General features: G+C 59.9%; 28 protein-coding genes and 1 tRNA gene. 25 read left to right on the top strand and 4 right to left on the bottom strand.

Annotation, left to right across the window (positions count from 1 at the left end; all coding sequences use genetic code 11):
- Window positions 1-25: 25 nt before the first annotated feature.
- The 4 genes from yacG to ACF8EF_RS16040 are packed head-to-tail and all read right to left on the bottom strand — an operon-like array spanning window position 26 to window position 2,923.
- On the bottom strand, window positions 26-226 hold the full coding sequence (gene yacG, locus ACF8EF_RS16055; protein WP_010951889.1) for a DNA gyrase inhibitor YacG: 201 nt from the start codon (window positions 224-226) through the stop codon (window positions 26-28).
- Entirely contained in the window at window positions 223-846 is a 624-nt protein-coding gene (gene coaE / locus ACF8EF_RS16050) for a dephospho-CoA kinase (RefSeq protein WP_004575721.1), read from the bottom strand. Before coaE ends, yacG begins: the two co-directional genes overlap by 4 nt.
- Window positions 846-1,712 (bottom strand): A24 family peptidase, encoded by an 867-nt coding sequence (locus ACF8EF_RS16045; protein WP_176685549.1) that lies wholly within the window; start codon window positions 1,710-1,712, stop codon window positions 846-848. The genes coaE and ACF8EF_RS16045 overlap by 1 nt, the downstream gene beginning before the upstream one ends.
- 2 nt (window positions 1,713-1,714) lie before the next feature.
- A complete protein-coding gene (locus ACF8EF_RS16040; RefSeq protein WP_176685550.1) occupies window positions 1,715-2,923 on the bottom strand; it encodes a type II secretion system F family protein in 1,209 nt (402 codons plus the stop codon).
- Window positions 2,924-3,139: 216 nt separating this feature from the next.
- On the opposite strand from ACF8EF_RS16040, the gene ACF8EF_RS16035 reads away from it, so the two are divergent.
- The 25 genes from ACF8EF_RS16035 (at window position 3,140) to ACF8EF_RS15915 (ending at window position 20,671) form a co-directional block, all read left to right on the top strand.
- On the top strand, window positions 3,140-3,550 hold the full coding sequence (locus tag ACF8EF_RS16035) for a pilin (protein WP_392460845.1): 411 nt from the start codon (window positions 3,140-3,142) through the stop codon (window positions 3,548-3,550).
- Between the two features lie 71 nt (window positions 3,551-3,621).
- A tRNA-Thr gene (locus ACF8EF_RS16030) sits at window positions 3,622-3,697 on the top strand.
- Between the two features lie 161 nt (window positions 3,698-3,858).
- Window positions 3,859-5,172, top strand: a complete 1,314-nt coding sequence (locus ACF8EF_RS16025; protein ID WP_392529203.1) for a tyrosine-type recombinase/integrase — start codon at window positions 3,859-3,861, stop codon at window positions 5,170-5,172.
- A gap of 179 nt (window positions 5,173-5,351) precedes the next feature.
- Window positions 5,352-6,065: a hypothetical protein gene (locus ACF8EF_RS16020; RefSeq protein ID WP_392529202.1), complete on the top strand. Its 714-nt coding sequence runs from the start codon at window positions 5,352-5,354 to the stop codon at window positions 6,063-6,065.
- Window positions 6,066-6,238: 173 nt separating this feature from the next.
- Window positions 6,239-6,496, top strand: coding sequence for a helix-turn-helix transcriptional regulator (locus ACF8EF_RS16015; RefSeq protein WP_392529201.1), 258 nt, complete (start codon window positions 6,239-6,241; stop codon window positions 6,494-6,496).
- The gene (locus ACF8EF_RS16010; RefSeq protein WP_392529199.1) at window positions 6,497-6,850 is read left to right on the top strand and encodes a hypothetical protein; all 354 of its coding nucleotides are present in this window, start codon (window positions 6,497-6,499) and stop codon (window positions 6,848-6,850) included. It abuts the gene before it with no gap.
- Complete coding sequence (locus ACF8EF_RS16005) at window positions 6,847-7,362, top strand: Rha family transcriptional regulator (RefSeq protein WP_392529197.1); 516 nt, start codon at window positions 6,847-6,849, stop codon at window positions 7,360-7,362. Before ACF8EF_RS16010 ends, ACF8EF_RS16005 begins: the two co-directional genes overlap by 4 nt.
- 317 nt (window positions 7,363-7,679) lie before the next feature.
- Complete coding sequence (locus ACF8EF_RS16000; RefSeq protein ID WP_392529196.1) at window positions 7,680-7,838, top strand: hypothetical protein; 159 nt, start codon at window positions 7,680-7,682, stop codon at window positions 7,836-7,838.
- Window positions 7,835-8,128 carry a hypothetical protein gene (locus ACF8EF_RS15995; protein ID WP_224457942.1) on the top strand — a complete coding sequence of 98 codons (294 nt, stop codon included), beginning with the start codon at window positions 7,835-7,837 and terminating at the stop codon, window positions 8,126-8,128. The genes ACF8EF_RS16000 and ACF8EF_RS15995 overlap by 4 nt, the downstream gene beginning before the upstream one ends.
- Complete coding sequence (locus ACF8EF_RS15990) at window positions 8,125-8,340, top strand: hypothetical protein (protein WP_392529193.1); 216 nt, start codon at window positions 8,125-8,127, stop codon at window positions 8,338-8,340. The genes ACF8EF_RS15995 and ACF8EF_RS15990 overlap by 4 nt, the downstream gene beginning before the upstream one ends.
- Window positions 8,337-8,681: a hypothetical protein gene (locus tag ACF8EF_RS15985; RefSeq protein ID WP_392529192.1), complete on the top strand. Its 345-nt coding sequence runs from the start codon at window positions 8,337-8,339 to the stop codon at window positions 8,679-8,681. Before ACF8EF_RS15990 ends, ACF8EF_RS15985 begins: the two co-directional genes overlap by 4 nt.
- A gap of 3 nt (window positions 8,682-8,684) precedes the next feature.
- Window positions 8,685-8,972 carry a hypothetical protein gene (locus ACF8EF_RS15980; RefSeq protein ID WP_392529190.1) on the top strand — a complete coding sequence of 96 codons (288 nt, stop codon included), beginning with the start codon at window positions 8,685-8,687 and terminating at the stop codon, window positions 8,970-8,972.
- Window positions 8,965-9,192, top strand: coding sequence for a hypothetical protein (locus ACF8EF_RS15975; protein ID WP_392529189.1), 228 nt, complete (start codon window positions 8,965-8,967; stop codon window positions 9,190-9,192). The genes ACF8EF_RS15980 and ACF8EF_RS15975 overlap by 8 nt, the downstream gene beginning before the upstream one ends.
- On the top strand, window positions 9,189-10,079 hold the full coding sequence (locus ACF8EF_RS15970) for a toprim domain-containing protein (RefSeq protein ID WP_392529188.1): 891 nt from the start codon (window positions 9,189-9,191) through the stop codon (window positions 10,077-10,079). The genes ACF8EF_RS15975 and ACF8EF_RS15970 overlap by 4 nt, the downstream gene beginning before the upstream one ends.
- Complete coding sequence (locus ACF8EF_RS15965) at window positions 10,066-11,865, top strand: DUF927 domain-containing protein (protein ID WP_392529186.1); 1,800 nt, start codon at window positions 10,066-10,068, stop codon at window positions 11,863-11,865. Before ACF8EF_RS15970 ends, ACF8EF_RS15965 begins: the two co-directional genes overlap by 14 nt.
- A 336-nt stretch (window positions 11,866-12,201) precedes the next feature.
- A complete protein-coding gene (locus ACF8EF_RS15960) occupies window positions 12,202-12,504 on the top strand; it encodes a hypothetical protein (protein ID WP_392489042.1) in 303 nt (100 codons plus the stop codon).
- Complete coding sequence (locus ACF8EF_RS15955; protein ID WP_392529185.1) at window positions 12,501-13,100, top strand: hypothetical protein; 600 nt, start codon at window positions 12,501-12,503, stop codon at window positions 13,098-13,100. The genes ACF8EF_RS15960 and ACF8EF_RS15955 overlap by 4 nt, the downstream gene beginning before the upstream one ends.
- 3 nt (window positions 13,101-13,103) lie before the next feature.
- Window positions 13,104-14,048, top strand: coding sequence for a hypothetical protein (locus tag ACF8EF_RS15950; RefSeq protein WP_392529183.1), 945 nt, complete (start codon window positions 13,104-13,106; stop codon window positions 14,046-14,048).
- A 71-nt stretch (window positions 14,049-14,119) separates the two neighbouring features.
- Entirely contained in the window at window positions 14,120-14,722 is a 603-nt protein-coding gene (locus ACF8EF_RS15945; RefSeq protein ID WP_103470171.1) for a tail assembly protein, read from the top strand.
- Window positions 14,719-15,180, top strand: a complete 462-nt coding sequence (locus ACF8EF_RS15940; protein WP_392489039.1) for a hypothetical protein — start codon at window positions 14,719-14,721, stop codon at window positions 15,178-15,180. Before ACF8EF_RS15945 ends, ACF8EF_RS15940 begins: the two co-directional genes overlap by 4 nt.
- 59 nt (window positions 15,181-15,239) lie before the next feature.
- Entirely contained in the window at window positions 15,240-15,593 is a 354-nt protein-coding gene (locus tag ACF8EF_RS15935) for a hypothetical protein (RefSeq protein WP_103470169.1), read from the top strand.
- A gap of 152 nt (window positions 15,594-15,745) precedes the next feature.
- Complete coding sequence (locus tag ACF8EF_RS15930; protein ID WP_392489038.1) at window positions 15,746-16,741, top strand: DUF2971 domain-containing protein; 996 nt, start codon at window positions 15,746-15,748, stop codon at window positions 16,739-16,741.
- A gap of 457 nt (window positions 16,742-17,198) precedes the next feature.
- Window positions 17,199-17,426: a hypothetical protein gene (locus ACF8EF_RS15925; protein ID WP_392529182.1), complete on the top strand. Its 228-nt coding sequence runs from the start codon at window positions 17,199-17,201 to the stop codon at window positions 17,424-17,426.
- Window positions 17,427-18,708: 1,282 nt separating this feature from the next.
- Window positions 18,709-19,944: an AAA family ATPase gene (locus tag ACF8EF_RS15920; protein WP_392529181.1), complete on the top strand. Its 1,236-nt coding sequence runs from the start codon at window positions 18,709-18,711 to the stop codon at window positions 19,942-19,944.
- Between the two features lies 1 nt (window position 19,945).
- Window positions 19,946-20,671 carry a hypothetical protein gene (locus ACF8EF_RS15915; protein WP_392529179.1) on the top strand — a complete coding sequence of 242 codons (726 nt, stop codon included), beginning with the start codon at window positions 19,946-19,948 and terminating at the stop codon, window positions 20,669-20,671.
- The last annotated feature ends 611 nt before the right edge of the window (window positions 20,672-21,282 follow it).

Genomic DNA, 21,282 nt, shown 5'->3' with positions numbered 1-21,282 from the left:
CCGGCACAGCCGCCCTGCAATCAGCTCAATGCCGCGGCTCCAGGTCCCCCGAATACAGCTCATCTTCGGACTCTTCCGACCCCGCAATCTTGTGCTCCTCAGCCGCCCAGGCGCCCAGGTCGATCAGCTTGCAACGGTCCGAACAAAACGGTCGGAACGCGTTTTTTTCGCTCCATTCCACAGGCGCGCCGCAAGTCGGGCAATCGACGGTCAATGGCTGGCTCATGGCTGGCCTCCTTTCAAAGTCAGGTAAAAGTGGTGCAGGCGGTCAATCTGCTCATGCAGCGCGGCCAGGCCGCCGTCGTTGACCACCACATCATCGGCATGGCGCAGGCGATCCTCACGGGCCAGCTGCGCCTGCAAAATGGCCTGCACGTGCTCGGCACTGGTGTTGTCCCGCGCCAGGGTACGGGCTATTTGCAGGTCTTGCGGCGCATCGATCACCAGCACACGTTGGGTCTTGTGATGCTGGCCCGATTCGATCAGCAGCGGCGACACATAGACCGCATAGGGCGACTGCGCCTTGGCCAGATAGCTGAAAATCTCCTGACCGATCAGCGGGTGCAGCAGTTGCTCCAGCCATTTGCGCTGCGCCGGATCGGCGAAAATCAGCTGGCGCAGGGCGGCGCGATCGAGCTGGCCGTCGCCCTGCAGCACGCCCGGGCCGAAGCGCTCGACGATGCTGGCCAGAGCCGGACGACCAGGTTCGACAACCCAGCGCGCCGCCTGGTCGGCATCGACCAGGTGCACGCCAAGCTCGACAAAGCGCTCGGCAGCGGCGCTTTTGCCGCTACCAATGCCGCCGGTCAGGCCGAGAATCCAGGGGGTAAAGGCCGCAGTGGTCATCAGTATCCAAGCAGTTGCATGTATGAGGCGTATATTTCATCACCCCAGAGCACGGCAATCCACCCCGCAATTGCCAGATAAGGGCCAAACGGGATAGCCGTGCCCAAGGCATGCCGGCGAAAACGCAGCAGGCACAGGCCAAACAGCGCCCCCACCACCGACGACAACAGCAGCGTCAACGGCAGCACCTGCCAACCCCCCCACGCCCCGATCAGCGCCATCAGCTTGAAATCGCCATAGCCCATGCCCTCCTTGCCGGTGACCAGCCTGAACACCCAGTACACCGTCCACAGGCTGAGATACCCGGCCACTGCGCCCCACAGTGCGTCGGCCAGGGCTACATGGATACCAAAGGCATTGACGATCAGCCCTAGCCACATGGTCGGCAGCACCAGCACATCCGGCAGCAGCTGGTGGTCCGCATCGATCAGGCTCAGCGCCAGCAGGCACCAGGTCAGCGGCAACGCCAGCAACGCCTCTACCGAAGCGCCAAAGCGCCAGGCCACTACCAGCGACAGCAGCGCGCTGGCCACTTCCACTACCGGGTAACGCAGGCTGATGCGGTTTTTGCAGGACGAACAGCGCCCGCCCAAGGCCAGGTAGCTGATGACTGGAATGTTCTCCCACGCACGAATCCGGTGCGCGCAGTGTGGGCACCGGGAGGCGGGCAGGCACAGGTCGAAGCGCGCGTGCTGCGTGGTCGGCAGCCCCAATACCTCTTGCGCCTCACGCTGCCATTGCCGCTCCAGCATGATCGGCAGGCGATACACCAGCACGTTGAGAAAGCTGCCCACCAGCAGGCCGAGCACCGTGGCGAAAGTAAGGAAGTACGCTGGTTGTTCAGCCAGCAAAGCCCATAAAGTCATGTTCAGATCAAACTACCCAACTGGAAGATCGGCAGGTACATCGCCACCACCAGGCCACCCACCAGCAAGCCCAGGATCAGCACGATGGCCGGCTCCAGCAGGCTGGTCAACTGGTCCAGCGCCTGGCTGACCTGTTCCTCGTAATGGCTGGCGGCTTTTTCCAGCATCTGGTCCAGCGTGCCGCTGGATTCACCGATGGCCGTCAACTGCACCAGCAACGGGGGAAACAGCGGTTCACCGGCCATCGCCTGGTTCAGCCCTTGCCCATTGGCCATGCCTTGGCGCAGCCGCAACACCGCCTGCTCGTGCAGGTCGCCACCCGTTACCCGCGCCACCGTCCCCAGCGCATCCAGCAACGGCACCCCGGCGCCGTAGGACGTTGCCAGACTGCGCGCAAACCGCGCCAGCGCGGCCTGCCCCAGCAGCTTGCCAAACACCGGCAAGCCCAGCACCCGCCAAGATATCCACAGGCGCGCTGGCGCGTGCTGCCGGTAAAGCTGGCGCGCGGCAACACCCAGCACCAAGCCCATCACCAGCAGCAGCGGCGCAAACCGGCTCAGCCCTGTGGACAAGTTGATCACCCATTGGGTGAATGCCGGCAACGCCGCGCCCATGCCCGAGAACATGCTCTCGAATTTGGGAATGACCTCCAGCAACAAGATCGCCGACACCCCCAGCCCGGTCAGCAACAGCAGCAGCGGGTAGATCATCGCCTTGCGCACCTTCTTGTGCAGCACCCGACGCTGTTCCAGCATGCCGGCCAGTTGCTCCAACTGGCGGTCGAGCGTACCGGACTGCTCGCCCACCCGTACCAGGTTGCAATACAGCGCATCGAACCATGCCGGGTGACGCTGCAACGCATCCGCCAGCCCCAGGCCCGAGGCCACATCCTGTTTCAATCTTTCCAGCAACGCCGCCTGCGCCGCATCGCAACCACTGCGGCCCATCACCTCGAACGCCTGCAGCAGCGGCACGCCGGCCTTGAGCAACGTCGCCAACTGCCGGCTGAACCCCGCCGGGTCAGCCTTTTGGCGCCGCTTCGGCAAGCTGAACGCCAGCCCGCTGGCCGGCCGCAAACTTGCCACCGTGATGCCCTGGCGAATCAGCCCGGCGCGCACATAAGCCGGGCTGCGCCCGGGTGTTTGGCCGCTGACCGGCGCGCCATTGGCGTCGGTGCCGTGCCAGCGGTACAGAAGTGAAGATGAAGTCATGCAAAGGTCCTTGTTCAGCCCCGGCGACAAGCCTGGAAACAGCTTGCCGCGTCCCTGCAAGGGCGCGCGTCCGTGATGCTCACTAGAGTAGTTCAGCGAAGATGACGCCCGTGCGGGCAGGGGTGACAAAAGGTGTCTGTTCAGGCCTACTGCGCCGCTGCCGGTTGGGGCGCAACTGACCTCAATGTGTAAGCGAATCAAAAAGGAACTACGTTCATGAAAGGGCAACGCGGTATCACCCTGATCGAACTGATGATCGTCGTCGCGATCATCGGCATTCTGGCGACCATCGCCTTACCGATGTACACCAACCACCAGGCACGCTCCAAGGCCGCGGCCGGGTTGCTGGAGATCAGCGCCCTGAAGACGGCGATGGATCTGCGGCTGAATGATGGAAAGGATGTAGCGGATGTAGCCGCGCTGGGTGGCCAGCCGGCGACGGCGCATTGTGCGATCACGGCGAGCGGCAAGGCCGCGGATGGTAGCGGCAGCATTGTCTGCACCCTGGTGGATGCGCCGGCCAACGTGCTGGGCAAGGCCCTGACCCTGACGCGTTCGGCCAGCAGCTGGGCGTGCACGACCGACATCGAGGAAGACCTCGCGCCCAAAGGGTGCAAGGGGGCTTGAGGGCAGGGCAATAAACCAGCGGAAACAGGGGTTTGCGTTACGGGTGTGAGCAGTGGTACGTTGCGCTACACGCCGGTGTAGCTCAGTCGGTAGAGCAGCGCACTCGTAACGCGAAGGTCGCAGGTTCGATTCCTGTCTCCGGCACCATCCATCTGTTCCGATACGTCTCTCCTTGTATACGGAACCCCCTGAAAAGCCTGCCTAGTGCGGGCTTTCTTGTTTCTGCCTGTCTCGTTCTGTCTCTAGGCATATACCGATTTTAGGTATACGTTAAGGTATACGCCGGTTCGACGAGAAAACGTATACCTATGGCACGCACCGTTACGCCCCTCTCAGACCCCAAATGCGAGGCCGCCAAGCCGCGGGACAAGGACTACACCCTGTTCGACGGCCAGGGCCTGTTTCTACTGGTCAAGAAGAACGGCAGCAAGATCTGGCGCATGAAGTTCAAGCGCCCGGATGGCAGGGAGGGGCTGGCCACTTTCGGCAACTACCCTGCATTGACGCTCAAAGCCGCCCGTGAACGCCGGGCCGAAGCGCTGGAGCTGCTGGCGCATGGCAAAGATCCGATCGAGAGCGCCAGGCAGGGGAAGGTCGAAGCGGCGAATGCGAGAGCCAACACCTTTGGCGTGCTGGCCAAGGACTGGCACGACGCCTGTTCCAAGAAATGGTCACCAGGCCATGCCGCGACGGTTTGGCGGCGGATCGAAACTTACCTGCTCCCGGCCCTGGGCCAGCGCCCGGTGGCCGGCCTCAAGACCCGCGACCTGCTGGCGCCGCTCAAGGCTGTGGAGAAGCGGGAAGTTCTGGATACTGCCGGCCGGCTACGGCAGTACATGACTGGGATCATGCGCATGGCTGTCCAGCACGGGCACATCGACACGAACCCTGCAGTCGACCTTCAGGGCGCAACCGCCACACGCAAGACTGTCCACCGGCCTGCGCTGGCGCTGGATCGGCTGCCTGAGCTGCTGCAAAGAATCGACAGCGACACCGGTCGGCCGCTGACCCGGCTGGCCACCCAACTCACCCTGCTGGTCTTTATCCGCTCCAGTGAGTTGCGGTTTGCTCGCTGGCCAGAGATCGACACCGGCCGCTCCATGTGGGAGATCCCTGGCGAGCGCCAGCAGATCGAGGGGGTGAAGAACTCGCATCGCGGCTCCAAGATGAGCACGCCCCACCTGGTGCCGCTCAGTCGCCAGGCACTGACCACGCTCGAGCAGGTGCGCCAGCTCACCGGACGTTTCGACCTGGTGTTTGCCGGCGACAGCAACCACTGGAAGCCCATGAGTGAGAACACGGTGAACAAGGCGTTACGACGTATGGGCTACGACACCAAAACCGAAGTGTGCGGCCACGGGTTTAGGGCTATGGCTTGTTCCGCCCTCGTCGAGTCGGGACTGTGGAGCAAGGACGCGGTAGAGCGTCAGATGAGCCACCAAGAACGCAACAGCGTGCGGGCGGCGTACATCCACAAGGCCGAATACATCGAGGAGCGCCGACTGATGGTTCAGTGGTGGGCGGACTACCTCGATGCGAACCGCGAGAAGCACGTTACCCCTTACGACTACGCGCATCGTGCTGAGCAGAATGCCAATGTGGTACCGATCAAGAGGGCCTGAAGCGGGCCTTCCATTGGGCGTGGAGACAGATATAGACTGAATGCCATTACTGTTCGGATAGCCAGTATTCGACCAGGCAACGGTTTCGGCTGGCCTAGCTCGACGGAGCGAAAAGCGGACTTCCCATCCGCCTGGCCAATCGATCTATCCAATATGGGAGCGCCTGGGAGGGCGTGAGAATGGAGTACGAGGATGACCTGCCGGACCTGAACCATTGGAAGCAGGTCATGGAGTTCACGGTGGAGCAAGCAGCCCTGTTGCTGGCAGGCATTGATCCATTCGATATCGAATCCCTTGTAGAAGCTAAGGAGCGCAGCCTTCCACGCTGGAAGCAGGCATGGGCTCATTCCCTTGCCATCGTTTCAGCCATCCGGCAGGGGGTTATCTCTCCTGTCGTGTGTCGGGCATATGTATTTGAGGAGGGCAATGGGCAGTGGAGCGGTTGGGAAGCGGTTGTAATGAAGCCCTCTGACCGACAAATGGAAATTAGCGCGCCGCATACCATCATCACCCGTGCCTCCCTGATCAACTGGATTACTACAGAGCGAGTGCAATTCGCCAAGCCAAGATCACCCGCCCCAGTGATCGCCAGGCCATCACCCCAGCAGGCAAACCTGGAGCCGCTGAAGGTCATTGAGGCCGAGCAAGAGCCGCTGACTTTGCCATACCACGGCCATAAATCTGAGGGGCTGGAGTTCGTGGACGATGCAATAAAACAGATGTGGGCTACCTATGACGAAGACGACCCAAACACCGCTCCAACGCAGGAGGATGTGATTAGGTACCTTCGAGAAAGGGGGGCCGGGGTCAACATGGCTGATGCGGTGAACCTTATTCTCCGCCCGGCGAATCTGAGGCGTGGTGGACGCAAAAATAAGAAGGCGCCCACCTGATAAAGCCAGAAAAACCGTGGCCTGTAGCCTAGGTGCCCACCTGAAAAGACCGCAAAGGTGGGCACCTGTCATTGTTGTCATGTGCCCACCTACTGCCCACCTGGAAAGGTTGCTGGTCACCCGGTCTTGCCTGCAAACCTGTTCCCCGTCATTGCCAACAACGGGAAACAGATATGAACAACGTCCGCCCAATCGAAGCAACCACCGCACCTCAGTTCGACCCTGCGAACACCATCATTCGCTTCCCCGAGGTCGAGGCCATCACCGGCCTGGCCCGCGCCACCGTCTACAAGCGCCTCAAGGATGACCCGACTTTTCCCAGGCCCGTATCGCTGAGCAACAGCAAGTCGCGGGGCTCGCCCGTGGGTTTTGTTCTGTCGGAAATTCAGGCCTGGGTACGCCAACGCATCGCATTGCGCGAGGTGGCGTAAATGAAAAAGGCCACGATCCCCGAAGAGAAACGCAGCCAGTCGCAAGGCGATATTACCACCAGCAAGCCGCCGAGCAAGATCGCCAGGGTACTGGCGTACATGCTGAATGACGGCAGTTTGCAACGCTTCGAGGCCGAACGCCTGGGCGACCACTGCTTGCACTCCACCATCAGCAGCCTGGCCAACGGCTACGGCCTGAAGTTCCAGCGCCAGCTTGAGCGCGTGCCGAACCACTGGGGCGAGCCTTGCACGGTGACCCGGTACACCCTTCCTGCCAGCGAACGTCGTCGCGCCAAAGCGGTGCTGGATATGCTGTGCTCGCCCCTGAAGCAACGCCAGCGGGTGGCCGCATGAAAAAGACAACCATGCCACCGGCAGAGACTGCCAACGAGAAATCTCCCATTACCCTGACCCAGTACAGCGGTGAGCCACGCGTGGATAGCCGCCTGCTGGCTGAACAGCTGGGCAACAAGCACAAAAACTCCATGGCGCTGATCGAGCGCTACCTGGCCAAGTTCGAAGAGTTCGGGGTTGTTCCGTTTCAAACGGAGAAACCCTTGGCTGGGACTACTGGGGGTAGGCCGGAACGCTTCGCCCTGCTGAATGAAGATCAGGCGTTCTTCCTGCTGGCGCTGTCCCGCAACAGTGACCGCGTGGTTGGTCTGAAAGCCGACCTTATCATGGCCTTCCGCGAGGCAAGGTATGGGTATGCCCGCCAGGCTCTGGAAGCTCGCCAACAGCAGGTTAGCGAATGCGGCCGTCGCTTGGCCCACTGGCGCTACGACAAGCCAGGCGCGTACCAGCACGTTGCTCACTTGCGGGAGCAACTAAAACTCCCGCTCGACTTGGAAGGGGGTGGCCAATGACGATGGCGCTCAAGACCGGTGATGAACGGTCGATATTTCTGGTTGCAGGCAATCGTGATGCTCGGTATGGTTCGCCGGTCGCTGCAAATTCAGCGGCCGGGTTTGGCGACCCGATCTACAATAGGCGCATAGGCGCCCCCATCACGTTTGCAGGCGCTTTTTTTGTGCCCGCACGTCCGTGTTATGGCGGCTGTGCGCGGGAGACCTTCGGGTCTGCCGGGTTCCTATTGTCCCGGTTCGCCAACCTGCGTACAGCTGCCACCCCAAATCGTTTGGCGACGATCCGTGGCAGCTCCTCAACAATAGGAGTTCCACCCATGCACGCCCTCACTCCGTCTAAAATTCGCGCATACGCCCACCGGCGCCTGGCCCTGGCCGCACTTCGCGCAAACTCTTCCCTGTCTGTCCGTCTCGCCCGCTACAACCATCACGCCGAGATCGCCCGCGCCCTGGAAGCGCAAGGCGGTGCCCAATGAACCACTTCCCAAGCGTTGCGCCCCTTGAAGGCGAGGTGCTCTCAGAGGCGGTGCTCGACGCTCGCGCCATGTGCTCGATGAACTTTGCCCGGGATGAATTCAACAAGCTTTACGAGCTGCTCTACCCCATGTGTTCGAGCCATACGGAAGGGCCGATGTGCGACATTGCACGGCACCTGGAGCAGGTCCGAATTTTCAGCCGTAATTTCTGCTGGGCTCATCGCCACCTGGGAGCCTCGTATGGCGTTGTGGGCGAGCGCGCAGGCATGGATGACGAGGTGATCGTATGACCTCCATCATCCACATGGCTGACGACACCCAGGACGATCTGCGTGACGTACAAAGCGTGCTGGTGCTGCTGAGCATGGCCCTGGCGGTGATCGCCGCACCGACCACGCCCCTCATCGTCGCCCGCGTCACCGCCGTGATGGCGCAGCACGCCGCCATGGCCTGGGCTGAAATGCTGGACGGCGTGATTGCTGAACAAGGGGGTGAGCTATGAGTGCCGTAAACAAAGCGCCCATTACTTGCCGGGACGATCTCACTTTCACTAGCCGCGACGATTGTGGGCGGATGGTCAACTGGCCACGCAATAACCCTGGCGTGGCGGCTGACTGGGGAAAGGGCATCGCCTTTTTCGATTGTGAAATTGTCGAGCTGTCGACCAACGATGAAACCGCAGCGTATGAAGCAATCAGGTTTGCGATCGCTGACATGGGCGGTCGTACCACCAGCCTAGAGCTGGGCTTTGCAGACGCCGTGGCCAAGGCCGCCGCGCTGGGCCTGCGAGCAATGCGCAACGGCGCCGAGCGCTTCGCGCCTATCGACTTCGACGGGGAGTAACCCATGCAAAATCAAAACAGTGCGCAAGCGCTGACGCGATCGGCTTGCCCAAAGAAAGCCACCGAGCTGTTTTACGTGAGCCATCCGAAGGCCGATCGGGCCTTGCTGGGGCCGTTTCTGAGCCAGGCGAATGCCGAGTGTGGGCGCGTAGTTTTGCGTAGCGCTGAGGCCGTAGTGACGGCCTGCCTCGTCGACTCGCTGGACGAGCTGACCTACCGGCACGCGGTGAACAACGGACAGGTCTGCCGGGCCTTTGCTGGCGCTGATCGCCAAGGGGTTGGCCATGAGTAAGGTCACGCCGATTCGCCGCAAGGGTTCCGGTGGCCCGCCTGCTGCTGGCGCCCACATCGACAGCGCCTGCTATGCGCTGCTGGTGGAGATCCTGATGGGCTTCCTGGAAATGCGCATTGTCGAGGGGGACGCTGGCCGGCATTGCCCCGAGCTGGAGCGCCTGACCAATCAACTGGAACGGCTGGCCAAGCGCTTCACGCCACCACAGGGGGCCGCATGACCGAAGCGACGATCCTTTTCCGTGGCGCGCTCCAGTCGGTCTATGGACCGCTCGACTGGCTGCCCCAGGGCGATGGCGAGATCCACCGCTTTCACGTTCCCGGCGACAAGCCCGGCACGCTCAACGGTTGGTACTGCCTGTTTGCCGATGGCATTGCCTCGGGCGCGTTCGGGAGCTGGAAGACGGGCGGCACCAGCACCTGGTGTAGCCGTGAGCCGGTGGACGCCCGCGAAGCCGAGCAGGTGCGCCAGCGCATCGAGCAGGCCCGGCGCCAGCGGGAGGCCGAACGGCAACGGCGCCAGCTCAAGGCGGCAACCCTAGCTCAACGCTGGTGGCGTGATGCTCGCCGCGCTGATCCGGCCCACCCGTACCTGGTCGCCAAGGGCATTCGTGGCCACGGCCTGCGCCAGCGTGGTGACGACCTGCTGATCCCGCTGTACGCCGGCGGCGTGTTGGTGAACCTGCAACGGATCGCCCCGGACGGCGACAAGCGCTTCCTGTATGGCGGGCGCATCAAGGGCGCCTATTCGCCCCTGGGACGCATCACGCCAGGCAGGCCGTTGTGTATCTGCGAAGGTTGGGCCACGGGCGCCACGCTTTATGAGAGCGGCTACACGGTCGCCTGCGCGATGAACGCTGGGAACCTGAAAGCAGTGGCGCTGGCGCTACGGGCTGACTACCCCGGTACGGAAATCATCATCGCCGGCGACGATGACCGCCAGACCGAAGCAGAGGGCAAGGGCAACCCGGGGCGCACCGCCGCCCATGACGCCGCAGCCGCATGTGGTGGCCTGGTGACTTTCCCCGAGTGGCCGGCCGATGCGCCGCTGACCCTTTCCGATTTCAACGACCTCGCCGCCTGGAGGTGCCGCCATGCGCCCGCCTGAAACCAACGTCATCAACCTGCGCCCCGAAGCACCCAAGGTCGAGCCTGATCGCCCGTGCTGGGGTGTGTATGAGCACTGGGTGATGAATGAGAAGGGCCGCAGGCTCAAGCCCGGTGTGTACTGGCACGGCTTCAAGCGCAGCGCCGGCGACGATGACAGCGACGAAGACAAGGCCGACCGCCCCATCACTGACGAGTGGATCGCCACGCCGGTGACCGTCGCTGCCCGCACCACCAACAGCGATGACGGCAGCGAAGGCCGATATCTGCGGCTGCTCACCGACAGCGGCCCCAAGGACTGGATCATTCCCATGGAGGTGTTCGGCGGGAGTGGCGAGGACGCCCGGCGCACGCTGTTCGGCATGGGCGTCATCATCGCCTTGAAGAAGCGCGGCCAGTTCATGGAGTACCTGCTGGACCAGCGCCCTGTAGAAGTGTTTGCCACCACCTGCCGCCCCGGCTGGCATGAGTCGGGCGCCTTTGTGCTGCCTGGGCGCACCATTGGCAGCGACAAGGTGCGCTACCAGGCCAGCGCCAAGGGACAGAACCTGTTCAGCGTGCGCGGTAACCTGGAGGGCTGGAAGGTCGAGGTTGCGGCCAAGTGCGAGGGTAACCCGGTACTGACCTTGGCCATCGGCTGCGCCCTCGCTGGCCCGCTGCTGAGCCTGGTGGGCGTGCTGGGTGGCGGTGTTCACCTGGTGGGCGACAGCTCCAGCGGCAAGTCGCTGGCGCAACTGATCGGCTCGTCCGTATGGGGCGACCCAGGCATCTTCGCTGCGTCCTGGGACATGACCAAGGGCGGCCTGGAGATCGAGGCGTCCAGCCGTAACGACACCATGCTGCCCCTGGACGAGATCAAGCGGGCCGACCCCAAGCGCGTCCAGGAAATGGCTTACTCCCTCGCCAACGGCCAGGGCAAGGGGACCATGACCCGCGACCGGGAAGCCCGCGGCAAACTGAGCTGGCGCCTGCTGGCACTTTCCAGTGGCGAGCGCTCCCTATCTGAGCACGCGGCCATCAGTGGTAATGCCGCCCATGCTGGCGCTGAGCTGCGCATGGTCGACGTGAACGCCGGTACCCGCACGCACCGTGCCTTCGATGAATTGCACGGTCTGGAGGGCGCCGACTTCCACCGCCAGCTCACGGTGGCCGTAGGAGCGAACCACGGACACATCGGGCCGGCCTTCGTGGAGAAGCTGCTGGCCAGCGATGACCGCCCCGGCCTGCTCGAGGACTTCGCCGGCATCCGCGCCCAGTTCGTCGAAGACAACGCCCAGGCCGGGCGGGTGGCGGATCGCTTCTCGGTGATCGCGCTGGCGGGCGAAATGGCCATTGCCTACGACCTGCTGCCCTGGGCGCCAGGCACCGCTCTGGCCGACTGCCAGCTGCTGTACGGCGAGTGGCTGAGCCGGGTGGGCGGTGGCAATGCCGAAGACCGCCAGATCCTGGCCGGCATCCTCGACTTCATCGACAAGCACGGCAGCAGCCGTTTTTCGGACGTAGAAGACCAGACGCCGGACACCAAGGTGTTCAACCGCGCCGGCTACTGGGAGGTGGTCGGCGCCAAGCGGCTGTACCTGTTCAACAAGTCCGCACTGACCGAGGCCGCCCATGGTCACGGGCTGGCGCGGGTTGTGAAGGCGCTGGAAGGCGCTGGCGCTCTTGCCAAGCACGATACCGACCGGGACAGCCGCAGGACCAAGAAATACCGCCTGCCTGCTGGTGGGTCTGCCCGCCTGTATGTGATCGATCCCGACGCCATGGATAGCGAAGGCGGTGGCCTATGACCGTCATCACCACCCAACGCCAATGCCCGAATCCACAGGAACCTAAAAACGTGGGGAACAGGGGGAACGGGGGAACAGCCAGTAAATACGCGGCCTGTAGCCGTTCCCCCCTTTTGAAGTGTTGGGGAACAGGGGGAACACAACCATGTTTTTGAATATAAGCGTCCCTGAATTTCCTGCTATCCGGTTATCACTGTTCCCCCGTTTTTCGGGTGGGGAACACGTACCCCCTCTGGAGGCCCCGGAAATACTGGGTGTTCCCCGCGTTCCCCCGTTCCCCCGATTTTTTTTCACAGACACATTTGGGCGTTACGGGAATCCGTGTGAGGTGACGCCATGAGCCTCCTTTCCGACCTGCTCAATCACATGCCGCCGAACGTTGCTGGCGCTGGCAAACCGCCCATGGCGAAAAGCGCCCCGGATCGTCCGCGCCTGGTACTGGTCGAGCCTGCGCAGTTGCCGTCCAGCCCGTACACCAACGCCGCAAATGCCGCGCCTAAATGGCGCCAGGCCCGCGACCAGTACATCAGCCATGTGATGACCTGCCGGGGCTGCTATGCGCCTGCTGGCCGCCATTGCCTGATCGGTGCCGAGTTGCGCGCCACCTACGACAACACGCCCATGGAGGCCCACCCATGACGCTCACACCGACCATGCGCCTTTGCGATATCGCCTTGAAGCCAGGTATCAGCGCCAGCACGCAACTCATCACCACGCGGCGCATCTGCCGCAACATCAGCCGCAACCTCGATTCGATCCACGCCGAGCGACGTGCCATGCGCCGGCAGGCGGGCAAACTGAAAGCGTTCCTGCCGTTCACCCGACAGGCCATTGCCGATCTGGAGGAGCAAGCGCAGACGCACCGATCTGTTGAGCGAGCCAAGGCGCTGGTGGCGCTGGCCGGGTTTGGCCGGTCGCTGCTGTTCGACCATGACGGGCTGGCCCAGGCCCTGGGATTCGAGCGCCTGTGCGACCTGCTGAGCGTGAACACGGTGGAGCGCGAGCGGGCCAGGAAGGAGGGCGTCACCAACCTGGAAGGCCTGGTGTTCACCCATGCGCTGGAGGACAGCGCAGAGCGCCGGGCACAGGAGTGGAATGACGCGCCGCTATTCAACGCCTGCCACGCCGCCATGGCGGACTTCATCAGGGATTGCCCGGATGGCGTGTTGCATGACCCGTTCGCACCTGGCGCGCCACTCGGGCCGAAACTGCCACCCAAGCTGAGCGTGGTGTAAGCCATGACCAAACCAGAAGCGAAACAGCCTGATTCATCCGTGAAGGCGAAACAGCGGGTTTCAGACGATCAGCGTCGTTTGGTGCTGGACCTGCGCCGCCGTCACTCGCTCCGTGAGGTGGCCGAGATCACCGGCCTGCCGCTGGGAACGGTGAAGACCCTGGTTTCACGATCCGGGGCGTTCCGCGACAACGAGCAGCACCGCGTCCTGTTCGCCCTGCCGCCGATCAGCGCCAGCACCGAGACCCTGCCGAGCGTGCCCGAGCTGCCGCCGCAGGAAGTGGTCACCGGCGACAAGGAGGTGGATGCGGTGCTCTGGTTGCGCTCGATCATCAGCACCGGCCAGGCCGTGTTGATCGACCGCGCCATGGAAGGCGCCAAGAAGATCAGGACACCGCTCGATGCGCTGGAGAAGCGGTACCGGGATCACCTGGTGGCCACCAACCCCGGCCACCTGTTCGCAGCTATGTCGTCGTTCGGCTTCGCTGACCTGGATGCGCTGGCCACTCGGGCCATCGAGCAGCATCGACTGAGGCTGGAAGGCACCGCTCGCTTTGGTGATGCCCTGATGGCCGACACCGAGGCGGAATCGTTCTGTATCGAGGTGCTGAGAGGCTTGGAGCGAAGCGGCCCCCTGCTCGACTTCGACAAGGCGGAAGTAGCCGACCGGTTCAACGCCCACCCCGAATTGCTACCGCACACCCTGGCGGACTGCTTATACGAGCTTGGCTACTGGGACCAGCTTTACCGGCTGCGCAACACCGTGGACCGAGACGCCAGCGACGGACCGGCCGAGGCGACGGCGCGGGAGTGGTTCGTGTTCGGCCTGCTGGCGCAGATCCGGCCCCGCGACAAGGCCGAGGCCCTGGCCGTATTCCGCTATTTGATCGCCAGCCAACGCGACGACATGGCCGAGTCAGAGGCAATTCTTTGCAACCTGATCGGGTGACCGGCCCGATCAATCACACCATCGGGCACCAGCCCACAAAAAGCGCCAACGGCGCATCAAGGAGTAAATCCATGGCAGCTACAGCAGCACATTACACCCCACGGACGAAGGTACGCCTCGGCGGCTTCCTTCGTAAAAAATACTTCAAGGTACAGAGCTTTCTGCTGGACAGGGGCGACCCTAGGGAGGCGGTCAAAGCGATCGACGTGAACTATCCAGGCTTTGCCCAGGATGTTGCCGATGCTGAAAGCCGAGGGCTACGTTTCGCGGTTTTCAAAAATGGCAGAAACATCGGGGAGGAGGAACTTGGCATGGGAGGCGCTCGAGAGCTGCGGTTCGTGCCTGTGGTCCATGGGAGCAAGCGCGCAGGTCTTCTTCAGACAGTGATAGGCGTAGCGTTGATCGTCGTAGCTTCGTTCATGACCGCGGGGGCAGCCGCAACGGCAGTTATGGGAGCCGGCATTGCAAATACCGCTGGAGGCGTAATTCAGATGCTTAGCCCGCAGGCTGGTGGCCTCTCACAGAGCGGAGCGCCGGAGAACCTTCCTAGTTACGCGTTCGGCGGCGCCAAGAATACTGTGGCGAGTGGAAACCCCGTGCCAATCTGCATCGGCCATCGACGTTGGGGTGGAGCGATCATCTCTGCCTCAATTGTTGCGGAGGATAAGGTGTGAAGGTGCGAGAAAGGATCAGTCTCACAATCAAGGCCATCGCTCAGAAAGATTACGCCCAGGTCCGCCAATTGGTAGACAGCTGCCCCACTGAGCATGTGGAGGTTGCAAACCTGGAGTTTCTCAATACGACAAGGATGCTGTGTCGTGTAGCCCAGCTGTTCGAATGCGAAATGCGCGGGCTAGCCCTGAACTTTGCAAGTACCGCTATGGGGAATGACGCTGGAGGGATCACGGATTGCCTTGACCAGGTGGCCGCGGCGAATCAAGCCTTTGCGGAGTTCTGCGATGATTTCAATGTGGGTGCAGACGACCTGCTCGGAACCATCGGTGGCCATCATCCTGCCGTGGCCTATCTGACCGGTATGACTCCAAAACCAAAAGGAGAGTTGGTGGACTACTGGCGGCAAGCGTTCGCCATAGCGGCCAGTGGAGAGGTGCTAGGCGAACGACGCCACTGATTGGGCTTTGCTCAGACGCATGGTAGGTTTTCAGTTTTCTTCGTAATGGATGACCGACCATGCGCTGTGCCAGCCTCGCTTTGACCGCAGCCGTTACCCTTTCGATTGCCGGGTGTTATTCGCCCGGTGAGCTGATCCAGAAGGGGCCAACCTATGCTGCTCAGACCCACAAGTCTCCCAAGCAATATGCCTTGTGTGTTTTCCCTCAATGGCAGGAATCGAGGCCGGATGCGACCTTGAGCGAGACGGAGAACGGCTACAGGCTGTTGAGCGGGAACGACATGAACACCAATGAAGTTCTGCAGGTCAGCAAAACCGCCAAGGGGAGCGATGTGAAGTTCTATCAGCGCTCGTATCTCGATTTTGGGGCTGGCAAGGCGACGGCGCTGGAATCGACAAAGAACTGCCTGTGAATGTTGCCGCGCCACGAAATGCGACCTCACGAAATCGTGGCGCGAGACAGACCAAACCGTCTCACTGGGACCATATCGTCAGTCTCAGCGGTTAGCGATCGATCGTATGATTTGCCTTCAGGATCAGTAAACGCAGGAATACAGGCGCAGCTATGAGTAAGCAGAAAATCCCTCCAGTACTTTTTCGGTATCGACCGCTTGAGGATGACCTCTTAGAGCGGGAGCTTGATGCGCTTAACAAGGCTTATCTCTTCGCGCCTCCATTCGGGAAGATGAATGATCCAATGGAGGCTTTTTACGAAACGGGTGACGTTAGTGACCAGTTCGTTGACGAAATTCTTAGGCCAAGTGGGGTGGGCGTCCAGAGTTTCTACAAGCCTCTGAAGGAAATGACTGACCGCTTCGCCTTGATCTCATTATCAACGACTCATGAGTACCTCCCTATGTGGGCGTACTATGCCAGTAACTTCGCAGGGATGTGCTTGGAGTTCCGTACCCCAGAACTGTCCACCGGCGACTTAAAGGGCGAGCCCCTTCGGGAAGTTCAGTATGTGACCTCTCCAGCCTCCCCGATCAATCTCACAGATGTTCTTGCAAAGGACCATGACGCTAGAATCGTGCGGCGACTAGCGCAGAAACGTATAGAGTGGTGCCATGAGGCAGAATGGCGCTTCGTGACCGGAGAAGTTGGGCCAAAGCATTATCTCGATGATGCGTTGAGCCGAGTGTATGTAGGGCCTCGAGCCAATCCAAGGCATGTTGCCGCAATCTGCAAGACGCTGTCTGGAAGACCTGTTGAAATTTTACAAGGAAAAATTGATGGATACTCAATGACCTTTCAGACTATTCAAGTCGCTACTTCATGGTCTCAGGCTGAGAAGCAGGTCGACTCCAAATTCAAGGTTGAAGGCTTACCAGATCGATCAGAGCTTGAAGGATTTCTCTCAGTACCCTACGAAACTTTCGTCGATACCTGTAGCGCGTTGGCAGAGCATCCCAACATGGAGGAGTTTGGCGGGATTGGTCTGAGCGGCACAAGTGACTCTCTGTTCATCTGGACCTCATACCTGCTGCGCAGTGGCAGACGAGTCAATGTGCGTCGCTACTATGGCCATGATATGGAGCTGTTAGAAAATTCCGCTGAGTAATAAATGCAGGTTGGCCGGCTTGGCCTGGAGCTGAGAAGGCTGGGGCTCTGACTACGGGGACAGGCTGCTCCGATGTCAACATTTGTCAACGTCTGGCCGGGTCGCTGGCGCGGAACAGATCAGTCGGTATCCACCCTGGTATCCACGAACAGGGCTGTTCCTGCTGGATACCCGGCCTGGTTCGCGCAGCGCTTCACGCACGATCGTCACGCAGTCGGAGTGCGCAACCCTGCGACGGTACGCAGCCAGGTACGCGCTGCTGGTACGCATCCTGGCGCTGATGTTGGGCCAGTTCGCACTGGTGGTTCGCGCACAGGTTCGCAACCGCCATGGCGCGAACCGCGGAGCCAGAGGGGGATGCCAGCTTCATGCGCTTTCTCCAGTGGGCTTTGAGGTTTCCCCGCGAGATGGCTGAACAGCGGCTATTGTTGCTGTTCAAACTCACGGAGGCTTCAACATGGCTGAACAGTACGCAGGGCAGATCGTTGCGGTAGGGCCGGACAACCTGGATTATCAGATCCACGTTTTTCAAGATGTGATTACAGAACGGTTATTGAGCGGCGAGATTCGGCATACGCCAGGACTTAAGCGTTTTCAGCTCCAGGGAGGCGGAGCTGTAAACCGGCTCTCCGAAACAGAATATCTGGTGGTCGCCACCGACATGAAGCTCACGGTTTATACGTGATCCACTGTGACCTGCGGATCTAGGTCAGATTAAGGGTATGGTCGGGTCTAAGTTTCCACTTTGGTTTCCACGGTATTGCAGCCTTGCCGGATGGCCACCATTCCGCCGCGAATGACCACATGAAAACCACAATGCCCGCCGCCCAGCGTCAGCCGATCCGATCTCAGGTTTTCTCAGGTTCCACCGTGTAGAAAGCAACACGCTGTGTAGGAATCAACACGGCAGGCTGGCCAGCGTAGTTTTACCGGGGCTTTACCGAATGTGAGACAGGCATGAGACGGGAGCCGTACGGCCTGGGCGTTCTAGGCCATATGCCAGGCCGTGCCGGTAAAAGCTGGCGGTCGGCACCGTCTCACATTGCTGGTGGTGCCGGATGCTTGCTAGAGCACGCTTTGACGAGTACGGGCCAGGTAAATGGCACTGGCTCGTGTGGTCAGGCGTCTGAGGTCTTCCTAAAAGTAGGGGGGCGTACCCCTGACAGACCCCTGACGGATTTTGGACCGCTTTGGACGGATCGGCGCAGGCTTTGCGTGGTGGCGCTGGCGCTATGGCGCGTGAAGGCTGGGCTGCCAGTCTGGTGGCGGGCTGCTCCGGCCGTAAGCTCGTCCAGAGTTGCCAGGTGGAGCTAGACCAACATTAGACGGTGGTCGACCGGCACCGCCGTCCCAAGCGCTCGCCTAGCATGGCCCGGGCCTATGCCGGATGGGCCGGCGCCGCAAACTCCGTCTAATGTTGAGGGGGAAATTCTGGAAAGGCTCTGGACGGATTCACGGCGCCAGCAGATGGCTGGTCGGCCCCAAAAGCGCGCCGAGCTTGGGATAAGCGTCGATGCCGTTGGGCCATGGTCGGTTGGCTGTCCAGAATGCCCCGAACCCTTTACCCGCCCTTGAAGGAAATTCTTGACCACACTTGACGGATTCACCCGCTGGCGCTCGAGCCGAATCTTCTGTAGGCGTTGCTGTTCAAGGGTTTCCCCTGAATTTGGCCGACCTGTGATAGCGGAGATCGTCAAAAATAATATAGTAGAGCCAAACCTCAGCTCTTATGGAGTGGCACAGCATTCGGAATGCCCTTGGGCGGCAAAGTGGGGCTACGCCACATCTACGTGTGAAAATTTGCACGAAAAGTGGGCGGGGCGTGTCCATTTGGAGTAGGAATGTGGTAGTGAGGTAGCTCAGCCATACGCGGCAAGCATCGACCGTTGTGGGAAAAGCGGGCACCATAGCGTGTGTAGAAATTGCTGACTCATTGGAATGTGGGGCCGGCGGACTAAGAGAAGGTCATGAACGATAAACCGACGCCAATCATCAAAAAGCTTACCATCAAAGGGTTCAAGTCTATTTGGCAAGACAGCTTGGACTTGGGGCAGATGAATGTGTTCATCGGTACCAACGGTGCCGGTAAAAGCAATCTTCTTGAAGCCATCGCCATGATGTCTTGTGCGATAGAGGGCGGGATTGACTATGAGCGCTTGCAAAGACGCGGTGCTAGGCTGTCTAGTTCTGCAGTTTTTAGAAGTGCGTTCAAGAATAAAAACCGAACGAGTGTATTTAAACTTGAGGCTGACTTCGGTGAGCTTGCCTACTCTCTTTCTATGAATGCAGAGGACGGCTTTCGGTATTTGGCAGAGTCGATAAAAACAGCCGAAGGGAAAATCGTTGCTGGGCGATCCAATAACGGTGCCACTATAAGAGGCCTGTCGCTAAAGTCAAAGCTGGAAAGTACGAAGGGGATTTTTCCAACGCTTGAGGCCTATCAAGCCATAAATGGTGATAGTCAAGAGTTGGTCGAACCGCTCGCATCTCTAGTTAAATACGCTATTTTTGCGCCGACCACGCCCATACTTCGGGGTGTTGAGCAGGATTCTAGCGCTAAAGAGCCGCTTGGGCTTTATGGCGGTAATTTAGCTAATGCGCTAAATGAAGTGATCATAGAGCACCACAAAAATAAAACTAGCGATCTGCTCAGGTTTTTTAAGCTTATGAACTGGGTTCAGAGCTTTGTGACCACAAATGAGACAGATCCTGAACTTGTGTCTGGTCAAGTATCCGTTTCTGGCCGAAAGATAAAGTTCATGGATAAGTTTATGAAGGCGAACTTTAATAAGTTGTATGCCTATGATGTCAGCGAAGGTACCTTGTATGTGATGTTTCTATTGGTATTGCTGGGTCATGAGGATTCGCCAGATTTTTTTGCGCTGGATAATATTGATACTGCCTTAAATCCGGGCTTGGTTAGAGAATTGATACATCAAGTTGCTATCATTCTCTCGAAGAAGCCGCATAAACAGATTTTCCTAACGACCCATAATCCCAGTACGCTTGATGCTGTCGATCTCTTCGATGATACTCATCGTCTTTTTGTCGTGGAGCGCGACAAGGATGGACACACGAAGAGTCGAAGGATTCAACCTCCCGAGGGGATGAGCCGAGAGGTTTGGGAAGAAAAATACTACGGTATGAAGCTTTCTGAAATTTGGCTTTCAGGTGCGATTGGCGGGCTCCCACAAGGATTTTGAGATGGCTAAGTATCTTTTGGTTGCCGAGGGACCAACCGACCATGTCGTCATCAGCGAACTCGCCGCTAAGCTCTCGGAGCTACAAGGTCGCCTTATCGAGGTGGCCGAACTTGCGCCTTGTGCGGATGCAACTAGTGGGAGTTATCCTGCCTTTGGGTGGAACGCTATTGAAAAGTGGTGTAAGCGTTATAGGGTTAAGACACCAGAAGAGCTTGAGGCGGCTCCAGCAGCTTTGCGTGAAACTTTGCGGAGAAATACCTGGAAAGGCATGCTAGGCATTCAAGGCGCAGATGGCATTATCATTCAAATGGATAATGATATTGCTCATGAAATTTCTACTGTGTCTGCATTCGTCCCAGGAGCGTGTCGGAGCACCCATTGCAAAACTGCTATGACATCGTGGTTGGGTGAAAGTGTGCTACCGGATGATGTATACCTAGCGATCTCGGCAGTAGCGACTGAAACATGGATTTTAGCCGCATATGCACCTGATCACGCAATATTTGCAGATCTACCGAAACCGATAAACTATGAGCAGATTGAAGACTGTGAAGAGCGTTTAATAGGTTTGGGGCTGAAATCTAAGAAAAAGAATGGCAGGCGTCGACTGCTGAAAAATCCGTATACTATCTATGAGTCCTACGCAAAAATAATCGTTGATAATCTGGCTGTCGTCAGGGAACGGTGTCCTGCGCTTGAGTCATTGTGCAGCCATTTATCCCGGTGACCGTGAGGCTGAATAGTTTCCCCAGCAACCAAAGAGAGTCATGGATGAAGAGGCTAAAGACTGTTGCCGAGGTACTTGAGCTTCTTATCCACAATCAAGACGCCCTGAGGGCCTCTGCGAAGGAGCTGGCCAAGTAGGTTGGCGAGCGGGGATCGGATGCGGTAGTGGGTAACGTCAATGGCGCATTGGCGGGAATGGATGAAAACATCGACGCCGTGCGACAGAGAATCGCAGACCTGGTGGCGGCGAGTGTGCGATAGCTCCGCAGAGCCGGCTGACCAGCCTCGGCGAAACTACCAATATCGATCGACTCGACTGTGATCAAAGTGCGACCCCCTGGAGTTCTGCTGCTGGGCAGAGTTGATCGATTGGGTGGTGGAGTACCACCCTGACAGCAGGCCGGAATAGGTGGCGGGGCGACTTGGTGCAAATTACCCGGATACTGGGCAGTTATCAGATAATCAGGCGCCACCTCACCGACCTGACCACCACATCGAGGGCCGCACCATGTCCGTCATTGATTGCGACTACCTACCCGAGCCAGGACCGGTCCAGTTCCCTCCCGAGCTGGCGCTACTGATCGTCAGGAAGGCCGCCACCATGGCCGAAGC

This window comes from Pseudomonas sp. zjy_15 (genome assembly GCF_043101865.1).
Classification (GTDB): Bacteria; Pseudomonadota; Gammaproteobacteria; order Pseudomonadales; family Pseudomonadaceae; genus Aquipseudomonas; species Aquipseudomonas putida_Y.
This window is presented reverse-complemented; position numbering and strand designations above follow the sequence as displayed.

What these genes read in the sequence shown, in the direction of transcription:
- ACF8EF_RS15945 (WP_103470171.1), top strand. Translation starts at nt 14,120, where the DNA reads ATGGCAGCTACAGCAGCACATTACACCCCACGGACGAAGGTACGCCTC.
- ACF8EF_RS15920 (WP_392529181.1), top strand. Translation starts at nt 18,709, where the DNA reads ATGAACGATAAACCGACGCCAATCATCAAAAAGCTTACCATCAAAGGG.
- ACF8EF_RS15915 (WP_392529179.1), top strand. Translation starts at nt 19,946, where the DNA reads ATGGCTAAGTATCTTTTGGTTGCCGAGGGACCAACCGACCATGTCGTC.
- ACF8EF_RS15990 (WP_392529193.1), top strand. Translation starts at nt 8,125, where the DNA reads ATGACCTCCATCATCCACATGGCTGACGACACCCAGGACGATCTGCGT.
- ACF8EF_RS15925 (WP_392529182.1), top strand. Translation starts at nt 17,199, where the DNA reads ATGGCTGAACAGTACGCAGGGCAGATCGTTGCGGTAGGGCCGGACAAC.
- ACF8EF_RS15985 (WP_392529192.1), top strand. Translation starts at nt 8,337, where the DNA reads ATGAGTGCCGTAAACAAAGCGCCCATTACTTGCCGGGACGATCTCACT.
- ACF8EF_RS15980 (WP_392529190.1), top strand. Translation starts at nt 8,685, where the DNA reads ATGCAAAATCAAAACAGTGCGCAAGCGCTGACGCGATCGGCTTGCCCA.
- ACF8EF_RS15955 (WP_392529185.1), top strand. Translation starts at nt 12,501, where the DNA reads ATGACGCTCACACCGACCATGCGCCTTTGCGATATCGCCTTGAAGCCA.
- ACF8EF_RS15970 (WP_392529188.1), top strand. Translation starts at nt 9,189, where the DNA reads ATGACCGAAGCGACGATCCTTTTCCGTGGCGCGCTCCAGTCGGTCTAT.
- coaE (WP_004575721.1), bottom strand. Translation starts at nt 846, where the DNA reads ATGACCACTGCGGCCTTTACCCCCTGGATTCTCGGCCTGACCGGCGGC.
- ACF8EF_RS16035 (WP_392460845.1), top strand. Translation starts at nt 3,140, where the DNA reads ATGAAAGGGCAACGCGGTATCACCCTGATCGAACTGATGATCGTCGTC.
- ACF8EF_RS16045 (WP_176685549.1), bottom strand. Translation starts at nt 1,712, where the DNA reads ATGACTTTATGGGCTTTGCTGGCTGAACAACCAGCGTACTTCCTTACT.
- ACF8EF_RS15930 (WP_392489038.1), top strand. Translation starts at nt 15,746, where the DNA reads ATGAGTAAGCAGAAAATCCCTCCAGTACTTTTTCGGTATCGACCGCTT.
- ACF8EF_RS16020 (WP_392529202.1), top strand. Translation starts at nt 5,352, where the DNA reads ATGGAGTACGAGGATGACCTGCCGGACCTGAACCATTGGAAGCAGGTC.
- ACF8EF_RS16040 (WP_176685550.1), bottom strand. Translation starts at nt 2,923, where the DNA reads ATGACTTCATCTTCACTTCTGTACCGCTGGCACGGCACCGACGCCAAT.
- ACF8EF_RS16000 (WP_392529196.1), top strand. Translation starts at nt 7,680, where the DNA reads ATGCACGCCCTCACTCCGTCTAAAATTCGCGCATACGCCCACCGGCGC.
- ACF8EF_RS15965 (WP_392529186.1), top strand. Translation starts at nt 10,066, where the DNA reads ATGCGCCCGCCTGAAACCAACGTCATCAACCTGCGCCCCGAAGCACCC.
- ACF8EF_RS15960 (WP_392489042.1), top strand. Translation starts at nt 12,202, where the DNA reads ATGAGCCTCCTTTCCGACCTGCTCAATCACATGCCGCCGAACGTTGCT.
- ACF8EF_RS15950 (WP_392529183.1), top strand. Translation starts at nt 13,104, where the DNA reads ATGACCAAACCAGAAGCGAAACAGCCTGATTCATCCGTGAAGGCGAAA.
- ACF8EF_RS16010 (WP_392529199.1), top strand. Translation starts at nt 6,497, where the DNA reads ATGAAAAAGGCCACGATCCCCGAAGAGAAACGCAGCCAGTCGCAAGGC.
- ACF8EF_RS16025 (WP_392529203.1), top strand. Translation starts at nt 3,859, where the DNA reads ATGGCACGCACCGTTACGCCCCTCTCAGACCCCAAATGCGAGGCCGCC.
- yacG (WP_010951889.1), bottom strand. Translation starts at nt 226, where the DNA reads ATGAGCCAGCCATTGACCGTCGATTGCCCGACTTGCGGCGCGCCTGTG.
- ACF8EF_RS16005 (WP_392529197.1), top strand. Translation starts at nt 6,847, where the DNA reads ATGAAAAAGACAACCATGCCACCGGCAGAGACTGCCAACGAGAAATCT.
- ACF8EF_RS15935 (WP_103470169.1), top strand. Translation starts at nt 15,240, where the DNA reads ATGCGCTGTGCCAGCCTCGCTTTGACCGCAGCCGTTACCCTTTCGATT.
- ACF8EF_RS15975 (WP_392529189.1), top strand. Translation starts at nt 8,965, where the DNA reads ATGAGTAAGGTCACGCCGATTCGCCGCAAGGGTTCCGGTGGCCCGCCT.
- ACF8EF_RS15995 (WP_224457942.1), top strand. Translation starts at nt 7,835, where the DNA reads ATGAACCACTTCCCAAGCGTTGCGCCCCTTGAAGGCGAGGTGCTCTCA.
- ACF8EF_RS16015 (WP_392529201.1), top strand. Translation starts at nt 6,239, where the DNA reads ATGAACAACGTCCGCCCAATCGAAGCAACCACCGCACCTCAGTTCGAC.